10 protein-coding genes are annotated in these 12321 nt (G+C 43.9%); 6 read left to right on the forward strand and 4 right to left on the reverse strand.

The features are described from left to right. On the reverse strand, positions 1–1430 hold a 1430-nt coding region (gene glgB, locus B3M51_RS09695; protein ID WP_292758659.1), incomplete at its 3' end, for a 1,4-alpha-glucan branching enzyme. A gap of 106 nt (positions 1431–1536) precedes the next feature. Here glgB and glgC point away from each other — a divergent pair. The 4 genes from glgC to gcvH are packed head-to-tail and all read left to right on the forward strand — an operon-like array spanning position 1537 to position 6320. Then, entirely contained in the window at positions 1537–2805 is a 1269-nt protein-coding gene (gene glgC, locus B3M51_RS09700) for a glucose-1-phosphate adenylyltransferase (RefSeq protein ID WP_292479462.1), read from the forward strand. Next, positions 2795–4477, forward strand: coding sequence for a glycoside hydrolase family 57 protein (locus tag B3M51_RS09705; protein ID WP_292758662.1), 1683 nt, complete (start codon positions 2795–2797; stop codon positions 4475–4477). The genes glgC and B3M51_RS09705 overlap by 11 nt, the downstream gene beginning before the upstream one ends. 3 nt (positions 4478–4480) lie before the next feature. After that, the gene (gene malQ / locus B3M51_RS09710; protein WP_292479460.1) at positions 4481–5938 is read left to right on the forward strand and encodes a 4-alpha-glucanotransferase; all 1458 of its coding nucleotides are present in this window, start codon (positions 4481–4483) and stop codon (positions 5936–5938) included. Next, a complete protein-coding gene (gene gcvH / locus B3M51_RS09715) occupies positions 5931–6320 on the forward strand; it encodes a glycine cleavage system protein GcvH (protein WP_292479459.1) in 390 nt (129 codons plus the stop codon). The genes malQ and gcvH overlap by 8 nt, the downstream gene beginning before the upstream one ends. Here the strand turns inward: gcvH and B3M51_RS09720 are convergent. Together B3M51_RS09720 and B3M51_RS09725 are read right to left on the reverse strand one after the other, a co-directional pair. Beyond that, positions 6296–7423 carry an anhydro-N-acetylmuramic acid kinase gene (locus B3M51_RS09720; RefSeq protein ID WP_292758667.1) on the reverse strand — a complete coding sequence of 376 codons (1128 nt, stop codon included), beginning with the start codon at positions 7421–7423 and terminating at the stop codon, positions 6296–6298. The two genes, gcvH and B3M51_RS09720, sit on opposite strands and share 25 nt — an antisense overlap. Positions 7424–7434: 11 nt before the next feature. Beyond that, the gene (locus B3M51_RS09725) at positions 7435–9027 is read right to left on the reverse strand and encodes a M23 family metallopeptidase (protein ID WP_292758670.1); all 1593 of its coding nucleotides are present in this window, start codon (positions 9025–9027) and stop codon (positions 7435–7437) included. Positions 9028–9149: 122 nt separating this feature from the next. On the opposite strand from B3M51_RS09725, the gene tyrS reads away from it, so the two are divergent. Continuing rightward, positions 9150–10349: a tyrosine--tRNA ligase gene (tyrS, locus tag B3M51_RS09730; protein ID WP_292758676.1), complete on the forward strand. Its 1200-nt coding sequence runs from the start codon at positions 9150–9152 to the stop codon at positions 10347–10349. Positions 10350–10390: 41 nt separating this feature from the next. On the opposite strand, the gene B3M51_RS09735 is transcribed toward tyrS, so the two are convergent. Beyond that, on the reverse strand, positions 10391–10888 hold the full coding sequence (locus tag B3M51_RS09735) for a hypothetical protein (RefSeq protein ID WP_292479455.1): 498 nt from the start codon (positions 10886–10888) through the stop codon (positions 10391–10393). Positions 10889–10992: 104 nt separating this feature from the next. Between B3M51_RS09735 and B3M51_RS09740 the strand changes: the two genes are divergently transcribed. Further along, a complete protein-coding gene (locus tag B3M51_RS09740) occupies positions 10993–12015 on the forward strand; it encodes a helix-turn-helix domain-containing protein (protein ID WP_292758673.1) in 1023 nt (340 codons plus the stop codon). Positions 12016–12321: the final 306 nt, after the last annotated feature.

A 12321-nucleotide genomic window follows, 5' to 3' on the forward strand; every position in this document is an offset into this window, starting at 1 on the left:
GAGAAACCCAGTCCGCCCATATCAGCTGGTCGTGAAACCATTGGATAGGAGGTGGATTCTTCGGCGGCGATAATACAACCAGGGTGAGACTGGTGCAGTATGGTATTAACTTCCTTGAGAAAGCTGATGACCTCAAGATTCTCACGACCACCATGAATGTTTGGCAACCACTGACCTTCCTCACGCGAATAATCGAGATAAAGCATCGACGCGACAGCATCGACGCGTAAACCATCTATATGGCATTCTTCCAGCCAGAAAAATGCACTGGATAATAGGAAGTTACGAACCTCGTTACGGCCGTAATTAAAGATTAATGTGCCCCAGTCCTGATGTTCTCCACGACGGGGATCTTCATGTTCATAGAGTGCTGTGCCATCAAATTTGGCCAGGCCGAAGCTGTCTTTGGGAAAATGTCCTGGCACCCAATCCAGTAACACACCAATATTATTTTGATGGCACTGGTCGACAAAATATCGAAAATCATCCGGTGAGCCGAACCGGCTGGTTGCAGCATAATAACCTGTCGTTTGATATCCCCAGGAAATATCCAGAGGGTGTTCGGTGATAGGTAACAGTTCAATATGCGTGAAGCCCATTTTGCTGACGTATGGCACCAGTTTGTCAGCAAGTTCACGATAACTGCAAAAGCTGCCATCATTGCGTTTTTGCCAGGAACCGAGGTGGACTTCATAAACGCTATGTGGCGCATGTAGCCATTTTGTATGCTCCCTGTTGGACATCCATTCTTTGTCCTGCCATTGATAACTGCTGTCAAAAATCACTGAGGCAGTACCAGGCCGAAGTTCTGCCTGCTGGCAATAAGGATCCATTTTCAGATGTAGACTGCCATCATGATAGTTACGTATTTCATATTTGTAGAGCTCACCGATTTCCAGACCTGGAATAAATAATTCCCATACGCCAGTACTGCCTCTTGAACGCATGGGATGGCTGCGTCCATCCCAACGGTTGAAAGTACCAACAACACTGACACGTTGGGCATTGGGTGCCCAGGTGGCAAACATCACACCTTCTACACCGTTTACAGTGCGCTTGTGAGATCCCAGAATTCGATAGGCATGCCAGTGTTTACCCTCGGCAAACAGATACAAATCGTAATCTGAAATTTGTGGAGGGAAGCAGTACGGATCGTAATGACTCTGAATTTGATTTTGTGAAGTGGTACGATGAATCTGATATGGCGTTTCTAAATCATCAGAACGGCCAGTCCACTCGAAAATATCTGTACCTTCAACCCGCTTCATAGGTAGATTGTTCCCTACCGTTGCGGATTCGGTATGAGGTAAGAAAGCCCTGACATACACACCGCTTTTGGTCGGATGACGACCCAAAACTGCAAAAGGATCATGATGTCTGGCTTCTATGATTTTAAGTTGGTCATCTGTCAAATTTTGTTCAAAAACCATAGATATAATGTCCTGTAAATTTTTCTATTGCTGTCCACCTTAACGATGTGGCACGCTTAAAGCCATTACAACATATTTCACTGCACAGCTGGCTGGAGATTTGAATATGCCCAAAAATAATAGCACGCGTTTTGTCAGTCGACTGACCAGAGACACTCTGGCGTTGATCCTAGCAGGCGGACGTGGTTCACGTTTGAAACAACTGACTGGTTGGCGTGCAAAACCCGCTGTGCCCTTTGGTGGAAAATTCAGAATTATAGATTTCCCTCTCTCAAATTGCGTCAATTCGGGGATCCGCAGAGTAGGGGTGTTAACACAGTATAAAGCGCATTCATTGATAAGACATATCCAACAAGGCTGGGGCTTTATGCGTGGTGCTTTAGGAGAGTTTGTCGAATTGCTGCCAGCTTCACAGCGTACCGAACAGGGTTGGTATACCGGCACCGCCGATGCGGTATATCAGAACATCGACATTTTACGCAATCATGGCCCTGAGTACGTATTAATCCTGGCGGGCGATCATATTTATAAAATGGATTATGGCGATATGTTGGCTGAACATGTTGCGCAAAATGCCGATATGACCATTGGCTGTATCGAGGTACCATTGGATCAGGCCAGAGCTTTTGGTGTCATGTCGGTTGATTTGAATCATCGGATCATCGCTTTTGACGAAAAACCTGCAAATCCAACGCCGATTCCGGGGCATGATGATGTTGCATTGGCTTCAATGGGGATTTATATTTTTAATGCTGGTTTTCTGTATGAGCAGTTGATAAAGGATGCTGACAATTCAAGATCCAGTCATGACTTTGGGCATGACATCATTCCATCATTAATTGAGAAGTATAAAGTTGTCGCTTTCCCTTACAAAGATGTACAGGGCAATGATCCGGGATACTGGCGCGATGTGGGAACCATAGACGCCTTCTGGTCGGCGAATCTGGAGTTGATTGGTGTTACACCAGAACTAAATCTTTACGATGAAGAATGGCCAATATGGACCCATCAGGCTCAACTGCCTCCTGCCAAGTTTGTTTTTGATGATGATGATCGGCGAGGCATGGCTGTGGATTCAATGGTCTCTGGCGGGTGCATTATTTCCGGTTCCGTTGTGAGACATTCGGTTCTGTTTTCCAATGTTGAAGTCCATAGTTTCAGTCTTATAGAAGATAGTGTGGTATTACCGGATGTCTCTGTAGGCAGGCATTGTCGCCTGAAGAAAGTTGTGCTTGATAAAGGCTGTATTGTTCCTGAAGGAACGGTTATCGGCGAAGATCCTGAACTCGATGCACAACGTTTTGAAGTTTCACCCAATGGTGTTGTTTTAGTCACACCTGAAATGCTGGGGCAAAATTACCGTTATGTCCGATAAATTAAAAGTCGTTTTATGCTGGCACATGCACCAGCCGCAATATAGTGAGCCGATGGGCGGAAGCTATCAGCTCCCTTGGACCTATCTGCATGCAATAAAAGATTATGTCGATATGGCCTGGCATCTCGAACAAATCCCTGAGGCTCGTGCGGTCGTTAATTTCGCACCTACCTTGCTGGAACAGATTGATGATTACGATCAACAGCTGAAAGGCAGGTTTAAAGGGACGGGGTGCCTGAAAGATCCTTTGTTAATTGCGCTGGATTCACCGGTGCAACCAGTTCATATTGAAGAACGCCAGACAATATTAAATGCTTGTCTGCGCGCCAATGATGAGAAGCTTATAGCGCCGTTTCCGATATTTGCAAAACTTGCTGAAATGGCACGCTGGGTATTGGAAGATAAACAGCGTCTGGCCTACCTTAATGATCAGTTCCTGGTGGACATGCTGGTTTGGTATCATCTGGTATGGATGGGTGAGTCGGTGAGACGCAACGACATTCGTATTGAGGCCTTAATGAAAAAAGGTCAGCAATTTAATTTTCATGATCGCCGGCAATTGATGATCGTGATTGGTGAATTGCTGAGTGATGTTATTCCGCGTTATCGAAGACTTGCGGAATCTAAAAAAGTAGAGTTATCGGTAACACCTTACGCCCATCCGATAGTCCCATTATTACTGGATATCAATAGCACACTGGAAGCGATGCCGGATGCCCTGTTGCCACAAATTCGGCAGTATCCTGGTGGAGATGTCCGTACCGATTGGCACATGGAAAAAGGACTTGAGGTATTTGAGTCATTCTTTGGTTTCCGTCCCAAAGGCTGCTGGCCATCTGAAGGTGCAGTTTCAAAGCCAACCATTGAGTCGGTAGCCAAACACGGGTTTAGCTGGACTGCCAGTGGTGAAAATGTTTTACGTAACAGCCTGCAGAAAAGTGCTTTGCCAGACAATAGCATTCATAAGCCTTATCAACTTGAAGCTGTAGGGCCAGCATGCTTTTTCCGCGATGATGGTTTATCCGATTTAATTGGTTTTACTTATACCAAATGGAGTGCTGAAGATGCTGTTAATGACTTTATTCATCATCTGACCAATATCAAAGCCACCACAGAGGATGATGCCGATAGAGTTGTATCCGTCATTCTCGATGGAGAAAATGCCTGGGAACATTATTCCTATAATGGGTTTTATTTTTTACAAAACCTTTATAAACAGCTTTCCAGACATCCGGATATAGAATTGACTACTTTCTCTGATTGTCTGGATAACGGCGTTAAACCAGCGTTATTACCTGAAATGGTAGCCGGTAGCTGGGTTTACGGTACTTTCTCCACCTGGATTGGTGATGTTGATAAAAATCGTGCATGGGATCTGCTGAGTCAGGCTAAGCAGGTGTATGACGAAAAAATTGCTGCTGCAGAGATTGATGAAGATCTGCTTCAGGCAATCGATAAACAGCTGGCTATTTGCGAGGGGTCGGACTGGTTCTGGTGGTTTGGTGATTACAACGCAGCAGACAGTGTCAGTGATTTTGAACGGTTGTTCCGTTTGCATTTATCAAATCTTTATCAAATGTTGGGAGAAGAAGTGCCTCAAATATTGTCAGAGGTGGTGTCATTAGGAGGAGGAGAAGCCGAGCAGGGTGGCACAATGCGTCGTGGCGGCTAATTAATGAAACAGGCTCATATCTTTGATAACCGTCGGACCGGTGTACTGCTGCATATCACCAGTTTACCCAATAGAAACTTAGGGGCTGATGCCTACCGTTTTGTTGATTTTTTGCACCAGTCAGGGGTAACAGTCTGGCAAATGCTGCCACTAGGACCAACTCATGATGATGGTTCGCCCTATCAATGTTTATCGGCTCATGCTGGCAATAACAAATTGTTATGTGAAGCTTATATTAAAGCTCAACCCTGGGTACACACCGAAGAGCTGGCGGGTAAAAAAATCTACACAATCGTGGCAAATGCTTACAAGCAATTCTACGAAAACGCTAATGAAGCTGACTGGGCAGCGTTTGATAGCTTTTGTCAGCGTCAGGCATTCTGGCTGGAAGATTATATTCTGTATCGTGAAATACGAAATCTGAATCATGCGCTTCCATGGTTTGACTGGCCAGTTGAGTTTCGTGACCGAGATCCGGCTACGTTGAAAGACTTGGCTGAGCAACGTGCTGAATCCCTGAATATTCGCCGATTTGAACAGTTTCTTTTTTTCCAGCAATGGAATAATTTAAAAACGTATGCCAATCAGAAGCACGTCAAATTGTTTGGAGATATGCCAATTTTCGTTGCCCATGACAGTGCCGATGTTTGGGCTGCCCCTGAGTTATTTACTCTCGATGAGACAGGGCAGGCCACAAAGGTAACCGGTGTTCCGCCTGATTATTTTTCTGCAACCGGACAACGTTGGGGAAACCCGCTCTATGAATGGCAGGCGCACATTGATGAAGATTTTGATTGGTGGGTAAAACGTCTGTCGACCCAGCTGGAGCTGTTTGATTTAATCCGTATAGATCATTTCAGGGGGTTTGAGTCATGCTGGGAGATTCCAGCCAGTTGTGAAACAGCAATGGAAGGCGAATGGGGTAAAGCCCCAGGTGAAGCTTTATTTAAGAAACTGGTAGCAAACTTTGGTGAGCTCCCACTTGTTGCTGAAGATCTGGGAATAATCACTGAAGAAGTAACTGCTTTACGAGAACAATTTGCCATGCCTGGCATGAAGATTCTGCAATTTGCCTTTGGGGGTGATGCTGACAATCCTTATCTTCCACATCAACATTGCAGGGACAGTATTACTTATACCGGCACTCACGATAACAACACTAGTCTTGGCTGGTATCATGAGCTTGATGATGCAACCCGACAGCATATGCATCAATATATCGGCCCCAGCGATGAAGCAATGCCCTGGTTACTTATCCGGGTAGCATTAAAATCAGTCTCTCAGCTTGCCGTTATCCCTATGCAGGATTTACTTGAGTTGGGCGGGGAACATCGGATGAATGTTCCAGGAACCATGGAAGATAACTGGATGTGGCAGTTTGACTGGAATATGCTTGCTGAATATTGCTCAGGTAATTTGTGTACGTTAAACAAAATATACGGACGTATCATTGATGAATAATACAGAAGATTATTTTTTTAGTGAGTCTCATATTTGGCTTGAAGAGCAGGGTGATGGAATTTTCACACTTGGTATCACTGAACATGCTCAGGATAGCCTTGGAGATATTGTGTTTGTTGAGTTGCCTGCCGAAGGGCAACAGTTTGCAGCCGGCGAAGGGTGTGCAGTCATCGAATCGGTAAAGTCAGCCTCGGATGTGATTATGCCGATTAGTGGTGAGGTCATCGCTATAAATCAGCAGTTGGTCGAAATGCCTGAACTGATTAATCAGGAACCTTTTAACAATGGATGGATTGTGCGCTTTCGCTCTGAGACTCCGTATGAAGAGATAGCCGCAGAATTGATGAGTGCAGCGGACTACGAAGCTTTTCTGGACCAATAGACGGCACCTAATATACTGGGTTGCCGAGCGCCTGTTAAATGGCGCAAATCAAGTGCATTATGTTGCAAAGTCTGTTCAGCAAACCATGCAAAGGCGGCTGACTCAACCCATTGTGGATCCAGACCGATTTCAGCCGTAGTCGCGACCATAATCGGTGCCAGATTCTTCCTTAGTTGTTTAACCAAAGCAGTGTTTTTTGCCCCACCCCCACAGATATAAAGCTTGTCTGTTTGATCTGCGTATTGATGAATAGCATCTGCAATTGTCGACGCGGTTAATGCCAATAGTGTGGCTTGAATGTCCTGTGGGGGAAGATCTTCGCATTTAGCAGCGATAATCTGCTTCATTAGCCAGTTTTGGTTAAATAATTCACAACCTGTACTTTTAGGTATTTCCCGTTTGAAATAGGGATCAGACTTTAATGTTAATAAAAGGGATTGATTTACCTTACCACCCACAGCCCATACCCCGTCGTTATCAAAAGCCTGATGTTGGTGCTTTTGTATCCAGGAATCCATTAAGGTGTTACCGGGTCCGGTATCAAATCCTTGAAGTGCACTATGCGGGGTTTTCGTTAAGATAGTGATATTACTAATACCACCAATATTGACGATGACCCTGTTTTCGCTATCAGAACGAAACATAGCTGCGTGGAATGCTGGAACTAACGGTGCGCCCTGACCCCCATTTACAATATCACGCTGACGGAAATCACATACTGTGGTGATGCCGGTTTTTTCAGCAATAACATTACCATTGCCGATTTGCATGCTAAAGGGATAAATTGAGTCAGGAGAATGAAAAACTGTCTGACCATGACAACCAATACCATCAACTTGATGAGGTGCTACATCTGAAGATTCCAGCAAATTAAGAATCGCATCTGCATAGGCATGGCCAAGCTGGATGTCGAGTTCCCCTAATTGGGATAGCTGACATTGTTGAGAACAAATCAATGTTCTTAAAGCAGTTTGCAGATCTTTTGAAAAATCCGCACTATGAAAACCTATTAATTTCGGTGGGTCGGTCGGTGATGTCTCAATTAATGCAACATCAATTGCATCAAGACTTGTGCCTGACATTACACCGACATAGAGTCCCATTTCTAATATAGCTAGTCTTGACGTAATGCCAATGTTGGAACTTGCAGATTATCCAAGCTGGCAAGTAAAGGTTGTGACAGCGTTTTGAAATCTGCCAGATATTGACCAGGGATTGGTTCAGCTTTAGGTAAAGTGACGGTTAATGGATTTTTATGCACGCCGTCGACTCGGAATTCGTAATGCAAATGTGGCCCGGTTGCCAGTCCACTGCTACCGATATATCCAATGACTTCGCCTTGTCTTACCCGCTGGCCAGCGCGAATACCGCTTTTGTACTTAGACATATGAGCAAAAAGCGTAGTATATCGTCCACCATGCGACAGGATAACTGTACGACCATAACCACCTTTAGTGCCAACGAATGCTACTTTGCCATCACCCGTCGCCAGAATAGGCGTTCCTGTTGCAGCTGCGTAGTCAACGCCACGATGGGGACGGTTAGTTTTTAATACAGGGTGCTTACGATTTGGATTAAAACCTGAGCTTATACGTGAAATGGGTACCGGGGTACGAGTAAATGCTTTACGCATGCTGTCGCCGTCTGGGGTGTAAAAACGACTTTCACCATTTTTGTCAGTGAATCGAATAGCTCGGAAGGTTTTGCCTCGATTGGTAAATTCTGCTGCCAGGATTTCTCCATCGGCAATCTTCTCTCCATCCAGGAAGTTTTCATTATAAATAATTTTGAAACTGTCACCTTGACGTAAATCCAATGCAAAATCGATATCCCAACCGAAAATGTGTGCCATTTGCATAATCAACTTGTCTGACATGCCGGCTTTTTGAGCATCTAAAAAGAGTGAGCTTTGAATTTCACCTGCAACCAACTGGCGGTGTTTATCAAGTTCTCGTTCAATGAGATCTGTTTCAAAGCCTTTTTCAGTAGATGTTAAGGTCAATGTCTTCATTGGGCTTAATTGTAATTGTAACTGTTTCAGTTCCAGCTTCTGCTTATTATCCGTCACTGTTCCAAAACGAAGCACCTGACCGGGTTTGAGATTGAGAAGTGCTTTTGCATCATCACCAGCTGTCTGCGCAACAAGATATACATCACGTGCCGTTAAACCTACACGGGGGAAAATCAAGGACAGGTTATCGCCAGATTTTACTTCAACTTCTTGCCAACTCAGTTCATCTGAAGCGGTTACATTGTCAGCTGGAGACTCTGATAAAGCATCGTTTAGAATAGTGATATCTGATTCATTTTCACTGACTGCTTTCGGTTGATTCAGATGCAATCGTTCAATTTCAGCAGATTCCTGCAAAGCAGCATTCGTGGTAACAGGTTGTTCTTCTTGAATGCTAACAATATCTGCGGAGGGTGAAGATTCCGATGAAGACGGAGAGGGTAATTTAATAGATGTTTCTAATGCTGAGGTCGTGGATTCAGCATCATCAGGCATGTTCGGAAGTTGTACTGGCAGGGTTTGACTTGTCGTGGCGCTTGGTTCGCTTGTAGCAAGAACAATCCCGGTGATGAAAATACCGGTTAATGCGAGTAAAGACAAGATAGTAATATGTCGGTTTTTATGGGGAGACAGCGATTCGGATTTAAATAGCTTTGATTGCTGTGATGAGCTCAGAAGTCTGTTACGTTTCTTCATGGGCATTCCCTGTTTATAGTAAATTCGTGCAATTCTCTCAGCATTTACAGAGAATTGAAAGCCCTTCAGGGCAAGATCTTGTGTTATATTGCCCGCCAATTTTTAAAGTGCGGAGAACGATGATGACAACTGTGCAAGAAACCTTGGCAGAAATCCGTCGTGGATCAGAAGAAATTCTGGTCGAAAAAGAACTAATAGAAAAGCTGGAAAGTGGTAAGCCTCTTCGTATTAAAGCTGGTTTTGACCCTACAGCACCAGACTTACATCTTGGACATACGGTGCTCCTAAACAAGTTACGTTTGTTTCAGGAATTGGGACACGAGATTCTATTTTTGATTGGCGATTTTACTGGGATGATCGGCGATCCAACCGGTAAAAATGTGACGCGTCAGCCATTAACGCCTGAACAGGTCAAATGCAATGCGGAAACTTATCAACAACAAGTATTCAAAATTCTGGATCCAGCACGCACTCAAGTTGTTTTCAATTCGCATTGGATGAATGAGTTGTCTTCTGCCGATATGATTCGGTTAGCTTCTCACCATACCGTTGCTCGCATGCTGGAGCGTGATGACTTTCATAAACGTTATACAACTGGCCAATCTATTGCTATTCATGAGTTTTTGTATCCTTTAATTCAAGGATATGACTCGGTTGTGCTTGATGCTGATGTTGAGCTTGGTGGAACGGATCAGAAATTTAACTTGTTAATGGGACGAGAATTACAAAAGGCTTATGGGAAATCACCACAATGTGTTCTGACTATGCCACTTCTGGTTGGACTCGATGGTGTACAGAAAATGTCAAAATCGCTGGGTAACTATATTGGTATTGATGAAAGTCCTAAGGATATCTTTGGCAAACTGATGTCAATTTCCGATGAACTGATGTGGCGTTATATTGAGCTGCTCAGTTTTAAGTCATTAGATGAAATTGCTGATTGGAAACAATCAACAGCAGAGGGTCGTAATCCGGTTGAGATTAAAAAGTTATTTGCCGAGGAAATTGTTTCTCGCTTTCATGGCGAAGATGCTGGACCACAAGCTCGCCAGGATTTTGAAAATCAATTCAAAAAGGGTGAAATCCCCGACGATATCACTGAAGTAACGTTGACTGTTGGAGCAGAAGGAATGCCAATAGCCAATGTCCTTAAAGAAGCCGGGTTAACAAGTAGCACCTCAGATGCAATTCGCATGATCCAGCAGGGTGCTGTCAAAATCGACGGCGAAAAAATAGAGGATAAATCCTTATTAATTAAGGTGGGTGTCGAGAGCGTGTTCCAAGTAGGTAAGCGTAAATTTGCCCGTATCTCTACCACTTGATTCTTTGTGACTATATTTATTAACTTGTTATAAATGTACTGTCACATCAGATGTCGACCACATCGCTTACAATTTTTGGCGCTTGAATCATTCTCAAGAGTGGTCCGAAATATAATAACTGCTGCTTTACCAAAGCCATAACTGGTTATTAATAAACTTGAATAAAGATAGATATTAAAAGCAGTGAACCAGACACCTGCCGGGGTAAAAGTTTCTGATAGCGGATCCAGCACAGGAAACATTGCATACAGTAAAAAAAGACTGGAATTGGTAAATGCCCCTGTTACCATCGCCCAGCGAACATGCCATGGCAGTCCAATCCTTGCAGCATAAAATCCCAAAATCAAAGCACTCATTAATAAAAAGTCGATGTGTGCCTGCAACACTCGCATAGGTTTACCAGGAAATAAAGTCTCCAAAAAGCCAATCTGGTTATAGATACCCACGAGTGACCAGGCCAGTAGTAAAGCCATCAATATCCATAAGCACGCCCCTCTTATCAGCAGCACATTACCGGCGTGGTTATCATTCTGTTTCATGCTCTCTCCTGTTAATATTCTGAATACACCAACAGTATGCCGAGCTTAAAATGAGTATTCTTTACTGTAACGGCAGAAATTCTTGTAAATTTGGGTGATGAGTTATGACAAACGCACTGATTGCTCCCCCTGGTAAAAGAGCTGATAGTCGTGATCCGCTTGTTCGTCTGGCGGGACAGCGTTTTTGCACGGAACAACAACCCAGCGCTCAGCGGTTAGAGTGGCTGAAAGAAGTCATTGGTCGGGAATATGCTAACGTCGATATTACGCCGCCCCAGGATATGATGTTGTTCAATGATATGTGGATTTATCCGTGGCAAGAAGGTGTTCGGCTGTCACCCATTCAATCCAATGCGATTACATTGGAGCGGTTACCGCAAGAACCTTCCCATTCAAGCCAGGATTGCTATTTCATGGTCCTGCTTACTTCCGGGAAGTACAAGTTGGAGCAGGGCGGGAGAGAAGTTTTTCTCAAATCAGGTGAAATGACGATTTATGACGCGACAGAGCCACACAGAATTACCACTCCAGAAGCTTTTTCCAAGATATTGATTTCTATCCCCCGCAAGATTCTGGATCCACGGCTAAATAATATTGGAAGAATTACGGCTACCCGGATTCCTTCGGCTGAAGGTATTGGAGCACTCACCAGCAGTCTTATTCAATCTACTGTTCAACAACTGGAACAATTTTCCAAACCTGCGTTTCAGTCATTATCACAGCCAGTGGTTGATATGTTGACCTTGTCACTAAGGCAGGTTGTTGAAAATAAACTGACAACAACCAGCCACCGTCAGATTATGTTGATACGTATCAAACAATATATAAAGAGTGCTATAAGCGACCCAGAACTCACGGCAACAAAAATTGCCGATGCAACAGGCTTATCGAAACGTTATCTCAACAACTTATTTAACGAAGAAAATACCTCGCTGATGCACTTTCTGACAGAACAGAGATTAGAGTCGTGCCGACACTGTCTGGCAAGCGCCTTTTATGCTCACCTGTCTGTTACCCAGGTTGCTATGCAATATGGTTTTAACAATATGTCCCATTTCAGCCGGATTTTTAAAAAATATTACGGGTGTTCGCCTAGGGCATATCGTCAACTTTTTACCAATTTGTAGATTTGTCAGCACTAAAGTGAATTAAAAATTATCCCTCGCATGTCGCACGGGTTGTCAGATGATCAAAAAAGCGACTGAATTGGGAGTGGTTAATGAGTAAATTTTAATTATTTCATCTGTATTTTTCTTATCAATTCATAAGGCTAGCGTAACCACAAAACATTCAAGAAGAACTTCCTGTTGACGTATTTAATTCAACCTGTAGAATGCGCCGTTCTGTTTCGACAGGCGGCTCTCAACGCTGATAAATAAACGATTTGAGGGTTGACAGGCTGAGCGAGGCCTGTATAATTCTCGCTTCTTTGC

This window comes from Methylophaga sp. UBA2689, from assembly GCA_002354555.1.
In the GTDB taxonomy this organism is placed as follows: domain Bacteria; phylum Pseudomonadota; class Gammaproteobacteria; order Nitrosococcales; family Methylophagaceae; genus Methylophaga.

Bases quoted from the DNA above. Each gene is read 5' to 3' on its own strand.
- B3M51_RS09735 (WP_292479455.1), bottom strand. From the start codon at position 10,888: ATGAAACAGAATGATAACCACGCCGGTAATGTGCTGCTGATAAGAGGG.
- tyrS (WP_292758676.1), top strand. From the start codon at position 9,150: ATGACAACTGTGCAAGAAACCTTGGCAGAAATCCGTCGTGGATCAGAA.
- B3M51_RS09720 (WP_292758667.1), bottom strand. From the start codon at position 7,423: ATGGGACTCTATGTCGGTGTAATGTCAGGCACAAGTCTTGATGCAATT.
- B3M51_RS09740 (WP_292758673.1), top strand. From the start codon at position 10,993: ATGACAAACGCACTGATTGCTCCCCCTGGTAAAAGAGCTGATAGTCGT.
- B3M51_RS09705 (WP_292758662.1), top strand. From the start codon at position 2,795: ATGTCCGATAAATTAAAAGTCGTTTTATGCTGGCACATGCACCAGCCG.
- B3M51_RS09725 (WP_292758670.1), bottom strand. From the start codon at position 9,027: ATGAAGAAACGTAACAGACTTCTGAGCTCATCACAGCAATCAAAGCTA.
- glgC (WP_292479462.1), top strand. From the start codon at position 1,537: ATGCCCAAAAATAATAGCACGCGTTTTGTCAGTCGACTGACCAGAGAC.
- gcvH (WP_292479459.1), top strand. From the start codon at position 5,931: ATGAATAATACAGAAGATTATTTTTTTAGTGAGTCTCATATTTGGCTT.
- malQ (WP_292479460.1), top strand. From the start codon at position 4,481: ATGAAACAGGCTCATATCTTTGATAACCGTCGGACCGGTGTACTGCTG.